The organism is Streptomyces sp. NBC_00203 (assembly GCF_045206325.1).
In the GTDB taxonomy this organism is placed as follows: Bacteria; Actinomycetota; Actinomycetes; order Streptomycetales; family Streptomycetaceae; genus Streptomyces; species Streptomyces lutosisoli.
Genome location: NZ_CP108126.1, coordinates 3,251,449 through 3,272,550 on the forward strand (window position 1 = coordinate 3,251,449; position 21,102 = coordinate 3,272,550).

The window sequence follows — 21,102 nt, forward strand, 5'->3', positions numbered from 1 at the left end:
TCTCCCCCGCGCCGTACTCGGCTTTACTCACTGTTGACCACGAAGTCTAGAGGGCTGCCCCTTCGGCTGACCTAGGCGGGCTAGGAAACGTTGACCCCGAAGTCGAGGGCGATGCCCCGCAGGCCCGACGCGTACCCCTGGCCGACCGCCCGGAACTTCCACTCCTGGTTGTAGCGGTAGACCTCGCCGAAGATCATCGCTGTCTCCGTGGAGGCGTCCTCGGAGAGGTCGTAGCGGGCGAGCTCCTGGCCGTCGGCCTGGTTGACGACGCGGATGAAGGCGTTGCTGACCTGGCCGAACGTCTGGCCGCGGTTGTCGGCGTCATGGATGGAGACCGGGAAGACGATCTTGTCCACGTTGGCCGGCACCTTGGAGAGGTGGATCAGGATCGACTCGTCGTCGCCCTCGCCCTCACCCGTGAGGTTGTCACCGGTGTGCTCCACCGAGCCGTCCGGGCTCTTGAGCTGGTTGTAGAAGATGAACCACTCGTCCCCGAGCACCCGGCCGCCGTTGCACAGCAGGGCGCTGGCGTCGAGGTCGAAGTCGGCTCCGGTGGTGGAGCGCGCGTCCCAGCCGAGCCCGATCATCACCTGCGTGAGGTTCGGTGCGGCCTTCGAGAGGGAGACATTGCCTCCCTTGGCGAGCGTGACGCCCATGATGCTGGTCCTCCCCGAGGTCAATCCTTCAGTTGTGTTGCGGGCCCGGCACCGCACGTGAGGTGCGGTGCCGGGCCTGAGAGCCGAAGGCCGTCCGACTCAAGCGTTCCCGCCCGGGCCCAGATCGACTCGGACGTTCACGCCGAAGCCCAGTACGACTCAGACGTTCACGCCAAGGCCCAGAACGACTCAGACGTTCACGCCGAAGTCCTGCGCGATGCCGCGCAGGCCCGAGGCGTAGCCCTGGCCGATGGCGCGGAACTTCCACTCCGCGCCGTTGCGGTAGAGCTCGCCGAAGACCATCGCGGTCTCCGTCGAGGCGTCCTCGGAGAGGTCGTAGCGCGCGATCTCCGCCTCGCCCGCCTGGTTCACCACGCGGATGAAGGCGTTGCGGACCTGGCCGAACGACTGCTGGCGGTTCTCGGCGTCGTAGATCGAGACCGGGAACACGATCTTCTGGACGTCGGCCGGGACGCCGGCGAGGTTGACCTTGATCTGCTCGTCGTCGCCCTCACCCTCACCGGTGATGTTGTCGCCGGTGTGTTCGACCGAGCCGTCCGGGCTCTTGAGGTTGTTGAAGAACACGAAGTTGGCGTCACTGCTGACCTTGCCGTCCGCGTTCGTGAGGATGGCGCTGGCGTCGAGGTCGAAGTCGACGCCTGTCGTCGTACGGGCGTCCCATCCCAGACCGACGATGACCGCGGTCAGTCCCGGGGCCTCCTTGGTCAGCGATACGTTGCCGCCCTTGCTGAGGCTGACTCCCACGAGTCCTCCCAATGGTGTCCGGGGGCGGGAAGCCCCGTAGTGCGTTGGTATCGGATCAACGTGTCGATCCTAGTGACGGGTTCCCGGACCCCGCAGGGCTTGGAACCGAAGAATCACAGGGTGTCGAGCGCCTTGACGTACTCGTTCAGGTCACGCGCGTCCGGCAGACCGTTGACGATGGTCCAGCGGACCACGCCCTCCTTGTCGATGATGAACGTGCCGCGCACCGCGCAGCCCTTGTCCTCATCGAAGACGCCGTACGCGCGCGAAGTGTTGCCATGCGGCCAGAAGTCGGAGAGCAGCGGGTACTCCAGGCCCTCCTGCTCGGCGAAGACGCGCAGGGTGTGGATGGAGTCGTTGGACACGGCCAGCAGCTGGGTGTCGCGGTCGGTGAACTGCGGCAGGTTGTCGCGCAGGGAGCACAGCTCACCCGTGCACACGCCGGTGAAGGCGAAGGGGTAGAAGAGCAGCACCACGTTCTTCTCACCGCGGAAGTCGGACAGCTTCACGGTGGCGCCGTGGTTGTCCTTGAGCTCGAAGTCCGGGGCCTTGGTGCCGACCTCGATCGCCATAGTCACACGCTTCCCTTCCAAGGGTCTGTTCGGGTGACGACCAGCGTACGCAGTGATCGGCGCACGCCCCCGGCGCGACCCCCGCGAACGGGATCCGGGCATGCGTGAGACCCCCGCCGACGGTGGTGTCGGCGGGGGTCTCACGATGCTCTGCGGCAGACGGAGCGGCAGCTCAGCGCTTGGGCGAGGCCATGCGTGTGCCCGACCACTCCTTGGCCACGGAGATGCTCTTCGTCTGGGAGAGGCCGGCGGTCTGTGCGGCATCGCTGATGTCGCTGGGCTCGACGTAGCCGTCCCGGCCGGTCTTCGGGGTCAGCAGCCAGATCATGCCGCCGTCCTCAAGGAGACCGATGGCGTCCACCAGAGCGTCCGTGAGGTCGCCGTCCTCGTCGCGGAACCACAGAAGCACGACGTCAGCGACGTCGTCGTAGTCCTCATCGACCAATTCCTGGCCGATCAACGATTCGATGCTTTCACGGAGCTCGTGGTCAACGTCGTCGTCGAAGCCGATCTCCTGGACCACCTGTCCGGGCTCGAACCCCAGCCTGGCGGCCGGGTTGGTCCGCTCCTCCGCGTGGTCCGCGGTCGCGCTCACGGCTTGCCTCCTGATTGTGTTTCGGTAGATGAACAGCAGCGCGCGTGCGCGCAGCGTTGGCCGTAGTCCACACGGGCGGGACGGATCGCGCAAGTACCCGGCCGTCGAGACCGCCGAAACGGTGACGTTCCCGGCGGTGTCGCCGCAACTCCAGGTAGCGAATCGCGGTGACGGGTGACGCACACCACACCTTTCTGCCCGGTTTGTGGATTTAGGAACCCCTGAAGCGTACGAGGCCCGAACGGCTTTGCGGAACGCGTCACGTACTGAGCGTATCGTTGCGTTTTGGTCGGGCCCGTCCGAACGGTCTGCACGAACGTCTCGGTTACCCCCTAGTAGAGATGACGTTTGCGTTCCCGAGGTACACGATGGGGAACGGTGCAGACAGACAGAAAAAGCACCGTAGACAGCCCTCTGACAGCGAAGGAACAGCGTGGCTTCCGGATCCGATCGCAACCCGATCATCATTGGCGGCCTTCCCAGCCAGGTCCCGGACTTCGACCCTGAGGAGACTCAGGAGTGGCTCGACTCCCTCGACGCCGCCGTCGATCAGCGTGGCCGTGAGCGGGCCCGCTATCTGATGCTGCGACTGATCGAGAGGGCCCGCGAAAAGCGCGTGGCCGTGCCCGAGATGCGCAGCACGGACTACGTCAACACGATCGCCACCAAGGACGAGCCGTTCTTCCCGGGCAACGAGGAGATCGAGCGCAAGGTCCTCAACGCGACCCGCTGGAACGCGGCCGTGATGGTGTCCAGGGCCCAGCGCCCCGGCATCGGCGTCGGCGGCCACATCGCGACCTTCGCCTCCTCCGCCTCGCTGTACGACGTGGGCTTCAACCACTTCTTCCGCGGCAAGGACGAGGGCGACGGCGGCGACCAGATCTTCTTCCAGGGGCACGCGTCCCCCGGTATCTACGCCCGCGCGTTCCTTCTCGACCGGCTCTCCGAGCAGCAGCTCGACGCGTTCCGCCAGGAGAAGTCGAAGGCGCCGTACGGACTGTCCTCGTACCCGCACCCGCGGCTGATGCCGGACTTCTGGGAGTTCCCGACCGTCTCGATGGGTCTCGGCCCGCTCGGCGCGATCTTCCAGGCGCGGATGAACCGCTACATGGAGGCGCGCGGCATCGCGGACACCTCCAAGTCCCACGTATGGGCGTTCCTCGGCGACGGCGAGATGGACGAGCCGGAGTCGCTCGGCCAGCTGTCGATCGCGGCGCGCGAGGGCCTGGACAACCTGACCTTCGTCGTCAACTGCAACCTCCAGCGCCTCGACGGCCCGGTGCGCGGCAACGGCAAGATCATCCAGGAGCTGGAGTCGCAGTTCCGCGGCGCCGGATGGAACGTCATCAAGCTGGTGTGGGACCGCACTTGGGACCCGCTGCTCGCCCAGGACCGCGACGGCGTGCTCGTCAACAAGCTCAACACGACGCCCGACGGACAGTTCCAGACGTACGCCACCGAGACCGGCTCGTACATCCGCGACCACTTCTTCGGCGGCGACCACCGGCTGCGCGCGATGGTCGAGAACATGACCGACGACCAGATCCTGCACCTGGGCCGCGGCGGTCACGACCACCGGAAGGTCTACGCGGCCTTCGCGGCGGCCAAGGAGCACAAGGGCCAGCCGACCGTGGTCCTCGCCCAGACCGTGAAGGGCTGGACGCTCGGCCCCAACTTCGAGGGCCGCAACGCCACGCACCAGATGAAGAAGCTGACGGTCGCCGACCTCAAGGGTTTCCGCGACCGGCTGCACATCCCGATCACGGACCAGCAGCTGGAGAACGGCGCGCCGCCGTACTACCACCCGGGCCGGAACTCGGAAGAGATCCAGTACATGCACGACCGCCGCAAGGGGCTCGGCGGGTACGTCCCGACGCGCGTCGTCCGGTCGAAGCCGCTGGCCCTGCCGGACGAGAAGACGTACGCGGGTGTGAAGAAGGGTTCGGGTCAGCAGTCGATCGCCACGACGATGGCGTTCGTACGTCTGCTGAAGGACCTCATGCGGGACAAGGAGATCGGCAAGCGGTTCGTACTGATCGCGCCCGACGAGTACCGCACCTTCGGCATGGACTCGTTCTTCCCGAGCGCGAAGATCTACAACCCGCTCGGTCAGCAGTACGAGGCCGTGGACCGCGATCTGCTCCTCGCGTACAAGGAGTCGCCGACCGGCCAGATGCTGCACGACGGCATCTCGGAGGCGGGCTGCACGGCCTCGCTGATCGCCGCGGGTTCGGCGTACGCGACCCATGGCGAGCCGCTCATCCCGGTGTACGTCTTCTACTCGATGTTCGGTTTCCAGCGCACCGGCGACCAGTTCTGGCAGATGGCCGACCAGTTGGCGCGCGGTTTTGTGCTCGGTGCGACCGCCGGCCGTACGACGCTGACCGGTGAGGGTCTCCAGCACGCGGACGGCCACTCGCAGCTGCTCGCCTCGACGAACCCGGGCTGTGTCGCGTACGACCCGGCGTTCGGCTTCGAGATCGCGCACATCGTGCAGGACGGTCTGCGCCGGATGTACGGCCCGGACTCGGAAGACGTCTTCTACTACCTCACCGTCTACAACGAGCCGCTCCAGCACCCGGCCGAGCCGGAGAACGTGGACGCCGAGGGCATTCTGAAGGGCCTCTACCGCTTCAGCGAGGGCACTTCGGGCGCCGTTCCGGCACAGATCCTCGCGTCCGGTGTCGCCGTGCCGTGGGCGGTCGAGGCACAGCGGATCCTCGCCGAGGAGTGGAACGTCAAGGCGGACGTCTGGTCGGCGACCTCCTGGAACGAGCTGCGCCGCGAGGCCGTCGAGGTGGAGCGGCACAATCTGCTGCACCCCGAGGAGGAGCAGCGCGTCCCGTATGTGACGCAGAAACTGTCGGCCGTCCAGGGTCCGTACGTGGCCGTCTCCGACTGGATGCGATCGGTTCCGGACCAGATCTCGCGGTGGGTGCCGGGTACGTACCAGTCCCTCGGCGCGGACGGCTTCGGCTTCGCGGACACACGCGGCGCGGCCCGGCGCTTCTTCCACATCGACGCGCAGTCGATCGTGGTCGCGGTGCTGACCGAACTGGCCCGCGAGGGCAAGGTCGACCGGTCGGTGCTGAAGCAGGCGATCGACCGCTATCAGCTGCTCGACGTGACGGCGGCCGACCCGGGCGCCGCCGGAGGCGACGCGTAAAGCACGGGTACGTCCATCGAGGGGCGGCGGGGCCATCGGCTCCGCCGCCCCTTCGTCGCTCCTACGATGCGGGCATGAAGCAACAATCGGCACAGGCCCGTTGGGAGCTGCACACCCAGCGGCCCCTGCTCGCGCTCGCGGTGGCCTTCGCCCTCGCGTACGCCGTGCCGATCGTGGACAGCGACGCCGGCCGTCCGCTGACACTCACGTGCACGGTGGTGGAGTGGGTGGTGTGGGGGTCGTTCGCCGCCGACTATCTCGTACGGCTCGTACTGGCCCGGCAGCGGCGGGACTTCGTACGCACCCACTGGCTGGACCTGTGCGCGGTGATCCTGCCGATCCTTCAACCGCTGCGGCTGCTGCGGCTCGTGGCCACGCTGACGCTGGTGGGGCGGCGGGCGCGGATGGCCTCGCAGATCCAGCTGACGACGTACGTCGGGGGCGCGGTGATCGGGCTGCTGATGTTCGGCTCGCTCGCGGTGCTGTCCGTCGAGCGGGATTCGCCGAACGGGAACATCAAGACGCTGGGCGACGCGGTGTGGTGGTCGTTCACGACGATGACGACGGTGGGGTACGGGGATCATGCCCCGACCACCGGCATGGGCCGGATGCTCGCGGTGGGGTTGATGCTGTCGGGCATCGCGCTGCTCGGTGTCGTGACCGCCAATATCGCCGCGTGGTTCATTTCGCGGTTCGAGAAGGATGACGTGGAGGAGCGGCGGCAGACGGCGGCGATTGAGGCTTTGACGGAGGAGGTGCGGGCGTTGCGGGCCGAGGTGGCTGCGCTGGGGGGTGGGGTTCGGCACCCGGTGCCGGAGGGTGCCGAAGAGCATTCGCGCTGACGCGCGGGGGTGCGATTTCGGCTGCCGGCCGGTGGGGGCCGTTCGCGCAGTTCCCCGCGCCCCTAAAGGGCGCGGTACTCGCCCCCCAGTCACAGCGGACCCTTGCCCGGGGCTGCTGCGCGCTGCCCCCCTCCGGCAGCGCGCCGCAGCTCCGCCTCGTCCTCCCGGTCGTGCGGAGGACTTGACCCACTGTGACGTGCGGCGCGTGCCGGGTGGGAGGGGTCTTTAGCTCAGTCACCCTGATAGGCGAAAACTGGACGAGAACGGCCCGTCAGATGTGGCCGGCTCCCGCGCCCGCGGCCTCCGCGTTGTCGCCCCGCTTGGTGAGCAGCGCGACGAAGACCGCCACGACGGCGACCCCGGCGGCGACCAGGCAGGCCAGGCTCATGCCGGAGATGAAGGTGTCGTGGGCGACGTCGGTGATCTGCGCGGCGATCGCGGCCGGGGTGTCCTTGGTGACCGGCGCGGCACCGACCTGGACCGCCTCGGAGGCCTGGTCGAGCTGGGCCGGAGTGAGCGGCGGGAGCTTGGCGTCGGCCCAGTTGCCCGCGAGGTCGCCGTCGACCTTGGAGGCCATCACGGCGCCGAGGACGGCCGTACCGAGGCTGCCGCCGATCTGCATGGCGGCCTGCTGGAGGCCGCCGGCGACGCCGGAGAGCTCCATCGGCGCGTTGCCCACGATGACCTCGGTGGCGCCGACCATGACGGGGGCGAGACCGAGGCCGAGGCCGGCGAACCAGATCGACATGACGGCGCCGCTGGTGCCCGTGTCCAGCGTGGACATGCCGTACATGGAGATCGCGGTGAGCGCCATGCCTCCCGCCAGCGGGATGCGCGGGCCCGTCTTGGTGATCAGGGCGCCGGCCAGCGGTGAGCCCACGATCATCATTCCGGTGAGCGGCAGCAGGTGCAGGCCGGCGTCGACCGGGCTCATGCCGTGCACGTTCTGCAGATAAAAGGTGACGAAGAACAGGCCGCCCAGGAAGGCGATGGCCATCAGCACCATGAGAACGACGCCCGCCGACAGCGGCACCGAGCGGAACAGCGCCAGCGGGATCAGCGGCTCCTTCACCCTCTTCTCCCAGAGGGCGAAGAGCGCGAAACCGAGCACCGAGGCACCCAGGAAGGCCCACGTCAGGCCGTCGCCCCAGCCCCAGGCCGGGGCCTTGATGAGCGCCCAGACCAGGCAGAACATGGCGCCGGAGAGCAGCGCGATGCCGAGGAGGTCGAAGGAGCGCGGGGCGTTCTCCGCGCGGTGGTCGAGCAGGATCAGCAGGCCGAGGACGAGCGCGATGGCGCCGACCGGCACATTGATGAAGAACACCGACTGCCAGCTGACGTGCTGGACCAGCAGGCCGCCGAGGATCGGGCCGCCCGCGGTGGACGCGCCGATGACCATGCCCCAGATGCCGATCGCCATGTTCAGCTTCTCGGCCGGGAAGGTGGCCCGCAGCAGGCCGAGCGCGGCCGGCATCAGCAGCGCGCCGAACAGTCCCTGGAAGACGCGGAAGGTGACGACGAGGGCGATGCTGTCGGACAGACCGATGGCCCCCGAGGCGGCGCCGAAGCCGACCACGCCGATGAGGAAGGTCTGCCGGTGCCCGAACCGGTCGCCGAGCTTGCCCGCGGTGATCAGTGTGACCGCGAGGGCGAGGAAGTAGCCGTTGGTGATCCACTGGACGTCGGCGAAGCTCGCGTCGAGGTCCTTCTGGATGGCCGGGTTGGCGATGGCCACGATGGTGCCGTCCAGGGCCACCATCATGACCCCGACGGCAACGGTGATGAGGGTGAACCACGGATGGCCGCGCAGCCCCTTGGCGGGGGCCCGATCAGACAGGGCGACCGGTGTCTTGTCCCCCGAGCCCGTCGTGTCGATGGTGGTCTGACTAGTCATGCTTCGAGGCTAGTGACAGTCACTGACAGTTGACAATCCAATTCACATGTCGGTAACTGTCACGTCACTCACGCATAGGCTGAACTGGGCGGACAGTTCGGAGGAGAGGTCCCATGGACATCGCGGACACTGCGGTGACGGCGGAGACGGCGCCACTCCCGGGGCTGCGCGAGCGCAAGAAGCAGCGCACCCGGGACGCGCTGCTGCGGGCCGCCCTCGAACTGTTCACCACCAAGGGATACGAACAGACGACCGTCGACGAGATCGCCGAGGCCGTCGACGTCTCCCAGCGCACCTTCTTCCGCTACTTCGCCGGCAAGGAGGACGTCGCCCTCTTCAGCCAGCGGATCGCGGAGTCGCACTTCCTCGCCGTCGTGCGTGAACGCCCGTCGCACGAAGCCCCGTTGGAGGCGCTGCGCCGGGCCGTCCTGGAGGGCTGGGACACCATCGGCGAGGCCATCGAGGCCGTCGTGCCGATCGAACTGCACATGCGCACCTTCCAGTTGATCGAATCGACCCCCTCGCTGGTCGCGGTCCATCTGCGCCGCTCCGCCGAGCTGGAGGAGGAGATCGCCCGGGTGATCGCCGAACGCGAGGGCCTCGACGTGGACGCGGATCCACGACCGCGCGTCGCGGTCGCCGTGTTCGGCGGGGTGATGCGCGTCACGGGACGGCTGTGGGGCGCGGGTGAGGACACCAGCGTCGAGGCGATCCGGGAACTGACCGCCACTTATCTCGACCATGTGGGGCCCGCGTTGGCGGAGAAGTGGCGTACCGAGTGATCACTGACGCGCACAGAGCGTCACTATTTATCTCAAACTGAACCCGCTTTGCCCCAATTACCCCACCAGAAACGTGATCCCGATCACTCGTTTAACGGGAGGCACCTCACTTCTCCTAGTGTGTCCTCTCAGTGACTTCCTTCGATACCTCCCCCCAACTCAGCGTTTGGCGCGCACTGCTCGCGCTGGCCGTGGTGTTCGTGATGCTGGCCACCGGTGGCTGGACCGCGCTCAACAGCCACCGGACAGCGACGCCGCTCCAAGCGTCGCTCTCCGCGTGGGAGCACGGCCGCATCGCCGGTCACAAGCTCCCGGACCCCGACTCCGCGCCGAGCCGCCTGGCCCACTTCTTCGCCACGCTCGACGCCCAGCAGCGCGCGGGGCTCGCCCACCGCTATCCGCTCGCGGTCGGCAACATGAACGGGGCGCCCGCCACCCTGCGCTACCAGGCGAACCGCATCGCCCTGAAACAGCAGCGCAAGGTCGAGCTCAAGCGCATGCACGACGACCGGCTCTCAGAGATCGGCCAGCACGACGCGGGCCGCCGTATGCACCGCTACGAGGCGCTGCTGCACAAGGGCCGCAAGATCCTCGCCTTCGACCCCCAGGGCTCGGGCCGCGTCGCCGAGGTCTACGGCAACCTCGACAAGGCCGACCGGATCTCGGTCGTGGTGCCCGGCGTCGACACCGACCTGCTCACCTTCCAGCGCACCTTCAAGAAGTACTCGGCGCCGGTCGGCATGGCGCGTTCCCTGTACGCGGCGGAGCGCGCGGCGGATCCGGGCACGCGTACGGCCGTGATCGCGTGGGCCGACTACACGGCGCCCAGCGGCCTCGGCATGGACGCGGCCACCGCGATGCGCGCCGAGGAGGGCGCGATCCGGCTGAACGCGCTGGTGCGGGGGCTCCCGGGAAGCTCACCGGTGGCGCTGTACTGCCACAGCTACGGCTCCGTACTGTGCGGGGTCGCCGCCCATGAGCTGCCCTCCCGGGTCTCCGACATAGCCGTCGCGGGCAGCCCCGGCATGCGGGCCGAGAAGGCGGCGAACCTGCACACCACGGCCCAGGTCTGGTCGATGCGGGACGCCGACGACTGGATCCAGAACGTGCCGTACCTGGAGGTCGGAAGCCTCGGGCACGGCGCCGACCCGGTGTCGAAGGGGTTCGGGGCGCGAGTCCTGTCCGCCGAGGACGCGAAGGGTCACACCGGCTATTTCGAGCCGGGCACGGACAGTCTCCGCAACTTCGCGGAGATCGGCGTTGGTGCGTACCGCGCTGTGAGCTGCGCGCGCGACGATGACGCGTGCCGGACGGGTTTGTCCGGCGGCGTGTCGGCCTGACGCGCGTAGAGAGCGAAAAACTGCGGTCCGCACGAAGAGGCGACGGAGGCTTGCGTGCCGCATACGATGGCCCGCATGGGTGACGTACTGGCCGGATTTCATGCCGCCTGGGAGTTCGAGTCCGACTCCGTGCTCATCCGCTTCGAACGGGGGATCCGTTCGCCGAAGCTGTTCCAGGCGCTCGGCGAACGCCGCATCCCTCTGGAGGCGATCGCGGCGGTGACGCTGACGCCCGGGAAGCGTGGCACGGTCGTCCTGCGTGCCGTGCCGAGGCCCGGCGCCGATCCGCTGGTCGAGGCGGCCGCGGGACAGCTCAAGGAGGGGTGCGACCCCTATCGCCTGGTGCTGCCCGCCGAGCGCGAGACCCTCGCCGAGTACTACGCGGACGAGCTGCGCGGGCAGCTCACCGTGGACGACGAACCCGCCGAGCGCTATCTGGTGAGCCCTCCCGAGGGGCCGCTGCAGTTCAAGGCGTACGACGGGAAGGCGTCCTTCGACGGCAAGTCGGTGTCCTTCCGGTGGTTCTGGACGGGCGCTTCCTCCGCCAAGTGGAAGGCCGGCGACCAGAGTTTCCCGGTCGCCGACCTGAGCGGGGTCGAGTGGCGCTCCCCCGAGGTGTTCGAGGGCCATCTGCGGCTGCTGCGCCGTGCGTCCGCGCCCGCGCAGCCTGCCCAGGCCGACCAGGATCCGGCGGCGGTCGTCTTTGGGCTCGGGTATGGGCCGGTGCATGAGTCGCTGCCGTTCGCTGCGGCTGTGCTGGCGGCGGTGCGCTCCGCGGGGTCTGCGGTGCCTGCTGTGTCCGCCGGGGGTCGGCGGGACCCGGCGGATATTGCTGAGCGGATTCGGCATCTGGGGGAGTTGCACAAGGCCGGGCTTGTCACGGACGAGGAGTTCTCTGTGAAGAAGGCCGAGTTGTTGGCGGAGTTGTGAGTCGTTTTTTGGCTGCGGGTGAGTGGGGGCTGGTCGCGCAGTTCCCCGCGCCCCTGAAGGGGCGCCTCCTGTTGCGGCAAGGCTCCTGGTCCCGCCGACCCAGCCAAGCCCCTCTTACTCCCTGCCTGCCGACGCGAACTTCATGTCCGGGTAGCGGTCGCCTGCGACCTTTGCTGCGATCGGCTCCAGTTGAGCCAGCTCGTCCTCTGTAAGGACGATCCTCGTGGCCGCGGTGTTCTCCTCGACTCGGCTGCGCTTTGTCGTGCCGGGGATCGGGACGACCGTGAAGCCGTGGACGGTGGCCTGTTGTTGGACCCAGGCCAGGGCGATCTGGGCGGGTGTGGCGTCGTGGGACTTGGCCACGGTGCGGATCGGGTCCAGGAGGGTCGCGTTCGCGGCCGCGTTGTCGCCCGTGAAGCGGGGGTGGGCGCGGCGGGCGTCGTCCTGTGTGAGGTCCTTTTCGGCGTTGGCGAAGGAGCCGGTGAGGAAGCCTCGGCCGAGCGGCGCGTAGGGGACCAGGGTCACGCCGAGTTCGCGGGCCGCGGGGACCACGTTCGTCTCGATGTCGCGGCTGAACAGGGACCACTCCGACTGCACGGCCGCGATGGGGTGTACGGCCTGGGCGGCGCGCAGCTCCCCGGCGGTGACCTCGCTGAGCCCCAGGTGTTTGACCTTGCCCTCGCGCACCAGCTCGGCCATGGCGCCGACGCTCTCCTCGACCGGCACGTTCACATCGCGCCGGTGCATGTAGTAGAGGTCGATCACGTCGACGCCGAGGCGCCTGAGGCTGCCCTCGACGGCCTGGCGGATGTACGGCGGGTCGTTGCGGATGATCCGCTTGCTCCGGTCGTCCGGCGAGAAGGTGAGGCCGTACTTGGTCGCGATCACGACCTCGTCGCGGTGCGCGGTGAAGAACGGCGACAGGAACTTCTCGTTCTCGCCGTCGCCGTAACCCTCCGCCGTGTCGAAGAGCGTGACGCCGAGTTCCAGTGCCCGTTCCAGGGTCGCCCGGGCCTCGTCCGCGTCCGCGGGGCCGTACGCCCAGCTCATGCCCATGCAGCCGAGGCCCTGTACGCCGACCTCCGGGCCCCCGGTACCGAGCTGTGCCTTCGCGATCCTGCCGTCCGTCATCGGGACCTCTCCGACGCCAGGGCCCGCCCGGCGTCCGCGTAGAAAGTGATCTTGTGGTCGAGGACCGCGAGCGTGTCCTGGAGCTCCGCGATCCGGGCCTTGACGTCCCGGCGGGTCGCCTCCAGGAGCTCGTAGCGCTCGATGTACGTGTGGTCGCCCTCGCGCACCATTTCCGCGTACCGCACCATGTCGGCGACCGGCATTCCGGTGAGCCGGAGCTTGCCGACCAGGCTCAGCCAGTCCAGGTCGCGGTTGCAGTAGCGGCGCTGGCCGGTGTGCGAGCGGTCGATGTGCGGCATCAGCCCGATCCGCTCGTACCAGCGCAGGGTGTGCGCGGTGAGGCCGGTGAAGGCGACGACCTCGCTGATCGTGTAGTTGTCCTGCCCGTCGGGACGCCGGTGCCGGTCGGGCGGCGCCGCGCAGATGTCGGTCCTGCTGCCGGCGCCGGTCTCGGCGGGCTCGGCCGTGGTCTCCATCACCGTCATGAACCCCACGCTAAAACCTTGGAGTGCACTCCAAGCAAGCGGAATCCGACGAAATTCCGAGGACCTGGCGAGGCCCCGGTGGCTACGGTGCGGCTCATGAGTCTCGTACGCCGTGCCCTGCCCGAGGACGCCGAGGAAGTGCTGCGCCTGCGTCAGGTGATGATCGACGCGGTCTTCGCCACGGACGGCTCCGCAAGTTCCAGCGAGTGGCACGCGGAGTCACTGCCGACCATACGCGGCAAGCTCGCCGATCCCGACGGAGACTTCGTGGCCTTCGTCGTCGACCACCCCGGCCGGCCGGACGCGCTCGGGGCGCTCGTCGTCGGAACGATCGAGTACCGGATCGGGCGCGCGGGCAATCCGCACGGCGCGGTGGGTCATGTCTTCAGCGTCGCCACCGACCCGGACGCGCGGCGCCGCGGTTATGCCCGCGCGTGCATGGAGACGCTCCTGGAGTGGTTCCGCGAGCGAGGCGTGGCGCAGGTCGACCTCAACGCGTCCACCGACGCAGAGCCGCTGTACGCCTCCCTCGGGTTCGTCCGCAAGCGGGACCCCTCGATGCGGCTCGACCTCTGAGCCGCTTAGGCTCGTCACCATGTCCTTGCAGAGCCTGGCGTTGATCGAGAACTGGCCCGTTCCCACGGCCGCGGCGGCCGTCGTCCGCGCGGACGGCACGGTGCTCGGGGCCCATGGGCCGGTGGCGCACCGCTTCCCGCTCGCCTCCGTCACCAAGCCGCTCGCCGCGTACGCCGCGCTCGTCGCGTACGAGGAGGGGGCGATCGAGCTCGACGAGCCGGCGGGTCCGGCCGGTTCGACGGTCCGTCATCTCCTCGCGCACACCTCCGGGCTCGCCTTCGACGAGCACCGGGTGACGTCGGCGCCCGGGGAGCGGCGGCTGTACTCGAACGCCGGGTTCGAGGTGCTCGGGGACCACATCGCCAAGGCGACGGACATTCCCTTCCCGGAGTATCTGCGGCAGGCGGTGCTGGAGCCGCTGGGCATGACGTCGACCACGCTGGACGGGTCGCCCGCCAAGGACGGCGTCTCGACGGTGGACGACCTGGTGCGGTTCGCCGCCGAGGTGCAGGCACCGCGGCTCCTCGACCCGCGTACGGTCGCGGAGGCGATGACCGTCCAGTACCGCGGCACGAAGGGTGTGCTGCCGGGGTACGGGCACCAGAACCCCAACGACTGGGGGCTCGGCTTCGAGATCCGCGACTCCAAGTCGCCGCACTGGACGGGGAGTTCGTCCTCGCCGCGGACCTTCGGGCACTTCGGGCAGTCCGGTACGTTCCTGTGGATCGACCCGGTCGCGGGCGCCGCCTGCGTCGCGCTGACCGACCGCGCCTTCGGGCCGTGGGCCGTCGAGGCCTGGTCGCCGTTCACCGACGCGGTGCTGGCGGAGCTCGCCGCCGCCTGACGCGGCCCGCCCCGGACTCACCCGCCGCGAAGGCCGTTCCGGTCCGCCCAGGCCGACAGCGCCGAGGCGATCAGTGCCGGCTGGTCCTCCGGTGTGTGGTGCCCGGCGATCGCCTCGGAGTGTTCGACCTCCAGGGCGGCGATGTTCTCGGCGCACCACGCGACGATGCCCTCGTGCATCATCACCCCCGGCCCGGGCGCGAACGTGAGCAGGAGCTTGGGCACGTCCGAACTCGCCTTCAGCCACCGGCCGTACGCCTCGGCCCTGGCCACGACGTCGGCGGGTTCGCCGCCCAGCGGCATCGAGCGCGCCCACCTCAGGAGTGGCCGCCTGCTCTCCGGGGTGGGGTAGGGCTTGCGGTAGACGTCGAGGTCGCCCTGCGCGAGCGGTGTGGCGGAGGCGGCAGGCAGGGCCTGCTCGATGAAGGCGTTCTCGTCGAGGATCATGGCCTCGCCGATGCCGTCCGTCTTGATCGCCCGGAACAGCTCTCGGCCCCCTTCGGGGAACTCCTCCCAGGTCATCGGCTTGACGATGGTCTCGGTGAACGCGATGCCGCGCACCCGGTCCTGGTGACGCGCGGCCCAGTCGAAGGCCAGGGCGCCGCCCCAGTCGTGCCCGACGAGGATCACGTCCTGGAGGTCGAGCGCGTCGAACCAGGCGTCCAGGTAGCCGGCATGGTCGGCGAAGGTGTAGTCGATGGCGGGCTTGCCCGACTCGCCCATGCCGATGAGGTCGGGGGCCAGCAGCCGTCCGGCCCCCACGGCCGGCATGACGTGCCGCCACAGGTACGACGAGGTCGGGTTGCCGTGCAGGAAGACGATCGGCGTCCCGGTGCCGGACTCCCGGTGGTGCATGGTCGAGCCGAGGATGTGCTGAACGGGCATGGTCGGTCTCCTGGCGGAGGTTGAGGTGGGTGGGTGAGTGAGTGATCAGGGCGGCTCTCGCACGGTCACCGGAACGCCGTGGCGTTGCGTTCGGCCCAGGCCGCGAAGCTGCCCGGGGCGCGGCCCAGGACGCGTTCGACATCGGGGCTGACCTGCTGCTCGTCCTCGGTCGGTGTGCCCAGGATGGCCAGGGTGCCTTCGACCACGGGCGGCGGCATGAACCGCGACATCAGTTCCCGGGCCTCCGCGCGGGTCTGTTCGGTGAAGCGCACCGGTTCGCCCAGCGCGGTCGCGATCGCGGCAGCCCGCTCGCGCGGGGTGGTCGCGGCGGGGCCGGTCAGGGTGTAGGTGGCCCCGAGGTGAGCGCCGGGCCGCAGGGCGGCGGCGGCGACCGCGGCCACGTCGGCGGGGTCGACGAAGGGCAGCCCGACATCACCGAACGGCGCCGCGGCCTCCCGCCCGGCGCGGATCGACTCGGCCCACGCGAAGGCGTTGGTGGCCATCCCGCCCGACCTCAGGACCGTCCAGTCGAGCCCTGACTGCTGTACGGCCGCCTCGAACTGGGCGGGGTGCCGGTATGCCTCCGGGCGGGTCCCCACGCCCTGGGTGGACAGCAGCACCACCTTGCGGATCCCGGCGGTCTTCGCCGCGTCCAGAATGCCGTGCGGGTCCTCGCCGGCCACGAGCAGGAACAGTGCCTTGCCGCCCTCGAACGCGGTCCCGAGGCCGGCCGGTTCGGCCAGGTCGGCGGCCACCGCGCGGACCTCCGGCGGCACATCGGCCTGGGTGATGTGCCGGGCCACCGCCGTCACCGGCAGCCGGGCCTCGGCGAGCATCCGTACCAGCGCCTGCCCGACGTTTCCGGTCGCACCTGTCACTACGAACATGTCGATCTCCCCGGTCGCGAAATTGAGTTAGTTAGTTGACTGACTGACTCGATGGACAGGACGCTAGCACAGGCCGACCCTCGGCTGTCTATAGTTAGTCGGGTGACTGACTCAATGGATTCCCAGCGCCCTCCCGAAAAGGCGAAGGCGAAGGCCAGGGCGGCCGGCAAGCGCCAGCAGCTGACGGCGGCCGCGGCCCGGGTCCTGCACGAGCAGGGCGTGGAGCGCACGACCATCGCCGACATCGCCCGCGCCGCCGAAGTCCCGGCGGGCAACGTGTACTACTACTTCAAGACCAAGGACGAGCTGGTCGAGGCAGCCCTCTCCGAGCACGTCACCCACCTGGAGACCCTCACCGGCCGGCTGGACCAGCTCCCCGACCCGCGCGAACGCCTCAAGGGGCTCATCGACGCATGGGTCGAGCAGCGCGACACCGCGGCGCGCTACGGCTGCCCCACGGGCACCCTCGCCGCGGAGCTCGACAAGCGGAGCGAGGGCGGCCTCGACCTCTCGGCGGGCCGCGTCATCCGGCGGCTGCTGGACTGGGTGGAACAGCAGTACCGCCACATCGGGGTGGCCGACCCCGAGGGTCACGCGCTGGCGCTCGTCGGCGCCTACCAGGGCATGTCCCTGCTCTCCAACGCCCTGCGCGACCCGGAGATCATGGCCCGCGAGGGCGCCCGGCTCACCCGCGGGATCGACGCCCTGGGGTGACGCCCAGGCGTCAGCCCGCCGCCATCTCCCACAGCAGCAGCTCCGCCGGAGAACCCGCCAGCACTTCCCAGTCCTTGGCGTCCGTGATGCGGGCCGCGTCGCCCGGTCCCAACTCCTCGCCGTCCAGCTTGATCTCACCGCGGACGACATGGACGTACACGAAGGGCGCGTCGGGAAGTGCCGTCCGCTCCCCCGCCGTCAGGCGGCGTACGTGGAGCATGGCGCCCGCCTCGGGGACGGCGTACGGCGTGGAGTCCGCGATGCCGTGGACGATCTCGTAGGACGGGTCGCCGCCCGGCGTGAGCGGGGCCAGCCACATCTGGACGAAGGTGAGCGGCTCCGGGCCGTCGTTGCGTTCCACGTGGCGGACGCCGCCCGCCGAGCTGAGGCGCTGGACGTCGCCGGGGCGGACCACCGACTCGTGCCCGGCCGAGTCCCGGTGGGTGAGCTCGCCCTCGACCACCCACGTGATGATCTCGGTGTGGCTGTGCGGGTGCTCGTCGAAGCCGGCGCCGGGGGCGAGCCACTCTTCGTTGCAGGCGATCACCGCGCCGAAGCGGAGGTTGTCCGGGTCGTAGTGCGGGCCGAAGGAAAAGGCGTGCAGCGAGGAGATCCCGGCCGCCGGGTCCCCTCCGCGGTAGCGCTCTTCGGCGCGGCGGACGTCCATCACATCCACCACCGTAGCCCCGGCCCGGCGCCGTACCCCGCGCTTACTTGCGACCCGCCGCCGCACACCTCCGTCCTGATAAGGCAGTCTTGTCCCGTGCCCGAACCCGAATCCAGCAACACCGAGCGCCGAGTGCGCGACATCCACGCGCACACCGCGACCCTCAAGCGGCTGGAGAAGTCGTCCGGCAGTCTCGCCGCCCAGGCGATCGCGCGGATGGACGAGACGCTGCCGTGGTACCGGGCCATGCCCCCGGAGAACCGCTCCTGGATCGGTCTCGTCGCCCAGGCCGGTATCGCGGCCTTCACCGAGTGGTTCCGGCATCCCGACGCCCCCCAGGCCATCTCCACCGATGTGTTCGGGACCGCGCCACGCGAGCTGACCAGGGCGATCACCCTGCGCCAGACCGTCGAGATGGTGCGCACCACCATCGAGGTCATGGAGAGCGCCATCGACGAGGTGGCCGCCCCCGGTGACGAGAACGTGCTGCGCGAGGCCTTGCTCGTGTACGCCCGTGAGATCGCCTTCGCCACCGCCCAGGTGTACGCGCAGGCGGCGGAGGCACGGGGTGCCTGGGACGCCCGGCTGGAATCCCTCGTCGTGAACGCGGTGCTCTCCGGCGAGGCCGACGAGGGCGCCGTCTCCCGCGCCGCCGCCCTCGGCTGGAACTCTCCCGAACATGTCTGCGTGGTGCTGGGTACGGCGCCCGACGGTGACAGCGAGCTGACCGTCGAGGCCATCCGGCGGGCCGCCCGGCACGCCAAGCTGCAAGTACTGACCGGTGTGCTCGGGGACCGGCTCGTCGTCATCGCCGGCGGCAGCGACAACCCGATCGCCGTCGCCAAGTCGCTGATCGGGCCGTACGCGGCGGGACCCGTCGTCGCCGGGCCGATCGTGCCCGATCTGCTCGCCGCGACCCGCTCCGCGCAGGCCGCCGCCGCCGGGCTCAAGGCGTGTTTCGCCTGGCAGGACGCCCCGCGGCCGGTTCTCGCGGACGATCTGCTGCCGGAGCGCGCGATCGCCGGAGACCCGTCCGCCCGCGAGCAGCTGGTGGAGGAGATCTACAGACCGCTGGAGGAGGCCGGCTCCGCGCTCCTGGAGACGCTCGCCGTCTATCTGGAACAGGCGAGCAGCCTCGAAGGCGCCGCCCGGATGCTCTTCGTTCACCCCAACACCGTGCGCTACCGGCTCCGACGTGTGACTGACGTCACCGGATGGTCGCCTTCGGATGTACGCTCCGCCTTCACACTGCGAATCGCGCTGATCCTGGGGCGTCTGGCCGATGGAGATCCCCAGACCTAGGCTTTTGTCGGGGACCTACAATTCCCCTTCGTGTTCTTCGTCCCTGTCCCCACGGGCGGTCGTGGCCGTCCACAAGAGAGAGTGTGAGAGTGCTCGTACTCGTCGCTCCCGGCCAGGGCGCTCAGACGCCCGGCTTCCTGACTCCTTGGCTCGACCTCCCCGGCGCCGCCGACCGCCTCGCCGCGTGGTCGGACGCCATCGGGCTCGACCTTGCCCACTACGGCACGCAGGCCGACGCGGACCAGATCCGGGACACGGCTGTCGCGCAGCCGCTCCTCGTCGCCGCCGGACTCCTGTCGGCCGCGGCACTCGGTGACATTGCTCCCGGTGCCGTCGCGGGCCACAGCGTCGGCGAGATCACCGCCGCCGCCTTCGCGGGAGTGCTCGACGACACCGCCGCCCTGCGGCTCGTCCGCAAGCGGGGCCTGGCGATGGCCGAGGCCGCCGCGATCACGCAGACCGGTATGTCGGCGCTGCTCGGCGGAGACCCGGAGACGACGGTTCCGCACCTGGAGAAGCTGGGCCTGACCCCGGCGAACGTGAACGGCGCGGGCCAGATCGTGGCCGCCGGCACGATGGAGCAGCTGGCCGCCCTGGAGGCCGACAAGCCCGAGGGCGTACGCCGGGTCGTGGCCCTGAAGGTCGCCGGCGCGTTCCACACGCACCACATGACCCCGGCGGTCGACGTGCTGGCCGAGGCCGCCGCGGAGCTGTCGCCCGGCGACCCGAAGATCACGTACGTCTCGAACAAGGACGGCCGGACGGTCGACACCGGTTCCGAGGTCCTCGCGCGCCTGGTCGGCCAGGTCGCCAACCCGGTCCGCTGGGACCTGTGCATGGAGACCTTCAAGGAGCTCGGCGTGACCGCGCTGGTCGAGGTGTGCCCCGGCGGCACCCTCACCGGTCTCGCCAAGCGCGCCCTGCCCGGTGTCAAGACGCTGGCGCTGAAGACCCCCGACGACCTCGACGCGGCTCGCGAGCTCATCGCCGAGCACAGCGCGGCGTAAGGAGCCCCGGAGAATGTCGAAGATCAAGGCACCCAAGGGCGCTCCTTTCGCACGCATCCTCGGCGTCGGCGGTTACCGCCCCGTCCGGGTCGTGCCCAACGAGGTGATCCTGGAGACGATCGACTCGTCCGACGAGTGGATCCGTTCGCGCTCGGGCATCGAGACCCGGCACTGGGCGAACGACGAGGAGACCGTCGCCGCGATGTCGATCGAGGCGTCCGGCAAGGCCATCGCCGACGCCGGGATCAACGCCGACCAGATCGGCGCCGTGGTCGTCTCCACCGTGTCGCACTTCAGCCAGACCCCGGCCGTCGCCACCGAGATCGCCGACAAGCTCGGCACCAACAAGGCCGCCGCCTTCGACATCTCGGCCGGCTGCGCGGGCTTCGGCTACGGCTTGACGCTCGCCAAGGGCATGGTCGTCGAGGGTTCGGCGGAATACGTCCTCGTCATCGGCGTGGAGCGGCTGTCCGACCTCACCGACCTGGAGGACCGTGCGACGGCCTTCCTGTTCGGCGACGGCGCGGGCGCGGTCGTCGTGGGCCCCTCGGACGAGCCGCACATCGGCCCGACCGTGTGGGGCAGCGAGGGCGACAAGGCCGGCACGATCAAGCAGACCGTCCCCTGGGACCAGTTCCGGAACGGTGACATCTCCGCCCTTCCGCTCGACTCCAAGGGCGAGATCAAGTTCCCTGCGATCACGCAGGAGGGCCAGGCGGTGTTCCGCTGGGCCGTGTTCGAGATGGCGAAGGTCGCCCAGCAGGCGCTGGACGCGGCCGGAATCACCTCGGACGACCTGGATGTCTTCATTCCCCACCAGGCCAACGAGCGGATCATCGACTCGATGGTGAAGACACTGAAACTGCCGGCGCATGTCACGGTCGCCCGCGACGTACGCACCACCGGCAACACGTCGGCCGCCTCGATCCCGCTCGCGATGGAGCGGCTCCTGGCTACCGGCGAGGCGAAGAGCGGCGACACCGCGCTCGTCATCGGCTTCGGGGCGGGTCTCGTGTACGCCGCCACGGTCGTTACCCTCCCCTAGGCACACCGTCCGGATCTT

Annotated in this window: 21 protein-coding genes; 11 read left to right on the forward strand and 10 right to left on the reverse strand. The window is 69.5% G+C overall.

Annotation, left to right across the window (positions count from 1 at the left end; translation table 11 throughout):
* Positions 1–80 precede the first annotated feature (80 nt).
* From OG975_RS14785 to OG975_RS14800, 4 genes are all read right to left on the reverse strand, one after another.
* On the reverse strand, positions 81–656 hold the full coding sequence (locus OG975_RS14785) for a TerD family protein (protein WP_406329607.1): 576 nt from the start codon (positions 654–656) through the stop codon (positions 81–83).
* A gap of 189 nt (positions 657–845) precedes the next feature.
* Positions 846–1,421, reverse strand: a complete 576-nt coding sequence (locus tag OG975_RS14790) for a TerD family protein (RefSeq protein WP_327428388.1) — start codon at positions 1,419–1,421, stop codon at positions 846–848.
* Positions 1,422–1,534: 113 nt separating this feature from the next.
* On the reverse strand, positions 1,535–1,993 hold the full coding sequence (locus tag OG975_RS14795) for a peroxiredoxin (protein WP_406329609.1): 459 nt from the start codon (positions 1,991–1,993) through the stop codon (positions 1,535–1,537).
* A gap of 172 nt (positions 1,994–2,165) precedes the next feature.
* Positions 2,166–2,588 carry a DUF3052 domain-containing protein gene (locus OG975_RS14800; RefSeq protein WP_406329610.1) on the reverse strand — a complete coding sequence of 141 codons (423 nt, stop codon included), beginning with the start codon at positions 2,586–2,588 and terminating at the stop codon, positions 2,166–2,168.
* A 433-nt stretch (positions 2,589–3,021) separates the two neighbouring features.
* Here OG975_RS14800 and aceE point away from each other — a divergent pair, with 433 nt between their 5' ends.
* Both aceE and OG975_RS14810 read left to right on the forward strand, forming a co-directional pair.
* On the forward strand, positions 3,022–5,754 hold the full coding sequence (aceE, locus tag OG975_RS14805; protein WP_406329611.1) for a pyruvate dehydrogenase (acetyl-transferring), homodimeric type: 2,733 nt from the start codon (positions 3,022–3,024) through the stop codon (positions 5,752–5,754).
* A 74-nt stretch (positions 5,755–5,828) separates the two neighbouring features.
* Entirely contained in the window at positions 5,829–6,596 is a 768-nt protein-coding gene (locus OG975_RS14810) for a potassium channel family protein (protein WP_406329612.1), read from the forward strand.
* A gap of 271 nt (positions 6,597–6,867) precedes the next feature.
* Here the strand turns inward: OG975_RS14810 and OG975_RS14815 are convergent, their stop codons facing one another.
* A complete protein-coding gene (locus OG975_RS14815) occupies positions 6,868–8,358 on the reverse strand; it encodes an MFS transporter (RefSeq protein ID WP_406336271.1) in 1,491 nt (496 codons plus the stop codon).
* Between the two features lie 245 nt (positions 8,359–8,603).
* Here OG975_RS14815 and OG975_RS14820 point away from each other — a divergent pair, with 245 nt between their 5' ends.
* The 3 genes from OG975_RS14820 to OG975_RS14830 all read left to right on the forward strand — a co-directional run bounded on the left by OG975_RS14820 (position 8,604) and on the right by OG975_RS14830 (position 11,542).
* Positions 8,604–9,272, forward strand: coding sequence for a TetR family transcriptional regulator (locus tag OG975_RS14820; protein ID WP_406329613.1), 669 nt, complete (start codon positions 8,604–8,606; stop codon positions 9,270–9,272).
* A gap of 131 nt (positions 9,273–9,403) precedes the next feature.
* On the forward strand, positions 9,404–10,612 hold the full coding sequence (locus OG975_RS14825; protein WP_406329614.1) for an alpha/beta hydrolase: 1,209 nt from the start codon (positions 9,404–9,406) through the stop codon (positions 10,610–10,612).
* A gap of 66 nt (positions 10,613–10,678) precedes the next feature.
* The gene (locus OG975_RS14830; RefSeq protein WP_406336272.1) at positions 10,679–11,542 is read left to right on the forward strand and encodes a DUF4429 domain-containing protein; all 864 of its coding nucleotides are present in this window, start codon (positions 10,679–10,681) and stop codon (positions 11,540–11,542) included.
* A 114-nt stretch (positions 11,543–11,656) separates the two neighbouring features.
* On the opposite strand, the gene OG975_RS14835 is transcribed toward OG975_RS14830, so the two are convergent.
* Both OG975_RS14835 and OG975_RS14840 read right to left on the reverse strand, forming a co-directional pair.
* Positions 11,657–12,673 carry an aldo/keto reductase gene (locus tag OG975_RS14835; protein ID WP_406329615.1) on the reverse strand — a complete coding sequence of 339 codons (1,017 nt, stop codon included), beginning with the start codon at positions 12,671–12,673 and terminating at the stop codon, positions 11,657–11,659.
* Positions 12,670–13,158, reverse strand: coding sequence for a MerR family transcriptional regulator (locus OG975_RS14840; RefSeq protein ID WP_406329616.1), 489 nt, complete (start codon positions 13,156–13,158; stop codon positions 12,670–12,672). The genes OG975_RS14835 and OG975_RS14840 overlap by 4 nt, the downstream gene beginning before the upstream one ends.
* A gap of 96 nt (positions 13,159–13,254) precedes the next feature.
* Here OG975_RS14840 and OG975_RS14845 point away from each other — a divergent pair, with 96 nt between their 5' ends.
* Complete coding sequence (locus OG975_RS14845) at positions 13,255–13,734, forward strand: GNAT family N-acetyltransferase (protein WP_327428398.1); 480 nt, start codon at positions 13,255–13,257, stop codon at positions 13,732–13,734.
* A 19-nt stretch (positions 13,735–13,753) separates the two neighbouring features.
* Positions 13,754–14,578 (forward strand): serine hydrolase domain-containing protein, encoded by an 825-nt coding sequence (locus tag OG975_RS14850; RefSeq protein WP_406329617.1) that lies wholly within the window; start codon positions 13,754–13,756, stop codon positions 14,576–14,578.
* 17 nt (positions 14,579–14,595) lie between these two features.
* Here OG975_RS14850 and OG975_RS14855 read toward each other — a convergent pair whose 3' ends face one another.
* Both OG975_RS14855 and OG975_RS14860 read right to left on the reverse strand, forming a co-directional pair.
* Positions 14,596–15,462 carry a haloalkane dehalogenase gene (locus tag OG975_RS14855; protein ID WP_406329618.1) on the reverse strand — a complete coding sequence of 289 codons (867 nt, stop codon included), beginning with the start codon at positions 15,460–15,462 and terminating at the stop codon, positions 14,596–14,598.
* Between the two features lie 65 nt (positions 15,463–15,527).
* Positions 15,528–16,349 (reverse strand): NAD(P)H-binding protein, encoded by an 822-nt coding sequence (locus OG975_RS14860; protein WP_406329619.1) that lies wholly within the window; start codon positions 16,347–16,349, stop codon positions 15,528–15,530.
* A gap of 102 nt (positions 16,350–16,451) precedes the next feature.
* Between OG975_RS14860 and OG975_RS14865 the strand changes: the two genes are divergently transcribed.
* Positions 16,452–17,063, forward strand: a complete 612-nt coding sequence (locus OG975_RS14865; RefSeq protein WP_406329621.1) for a TetR/AcrR family transcriptional regulator — start codon at positions 16,452–16,454, stop codon at positions 17,061–17,063.
* Between the two features lie 10 nt (positions 17,064–17,073).
* Here OG975_RS14865 and OG975_RS14870 read toward each other — a convergent pair whose 3' ends face one another.
* On the reverse strand, positions 17,074–17,730 hold the full coding sequence (locus OG975_RS14870; RefSeq protein ID WP_330310078.1) for a pirin family protein: 657 nt from the start codon (positions 17,728–17,730) through the stop codon (positions 17,074–17,076).
* Positions 17,731–17,826: 96 nt separating this feature from the next.
* On the opposite strand from OG975_RS14870, the gene OG975_RS14875 reads away from it, so the two are divergent.
* The 3 genes from OG975_RS14875 (at position 17,827) to OG975_RS14885 (ending at position 21,084) form a co-directional block, all read left to right on the forward strand.
* Positions 17,827–19,032, forward strand: coding sequence for a helix-turn-helix domain-containing protein (locus tag OG975_RS14875; protein ID WP_327428403.1), 1,206 nt, complete (start codon positions 17,827–17,829; stop codon positions 19,030–19,032).
* Between the two features lie 89 nt (positions 19,033–19,121).
* Complete coding sequence (locus OG975_RS14880) at positions 19,122–20,039, forward strand: ACP S-malonyltransferase (RefSeq protein WP_330304305.1); 918 nt, start codon at positions 19,122–19,124, stop codon at positions 20,037–20,039.
* Between the two features lie 13 nt (positions 20,040–20,052).
* Entirely contained in the window at positions 20,053–21,084 is a 1,032-nt protein-coding gene (locus OG975_RS14885) for a ketoacyl-ACP synthase III (RefSeq protein WP_330304306.1), read from the forward strand.
* Positions 21,085–21,102: the final 18 nt, after the last annotated feature.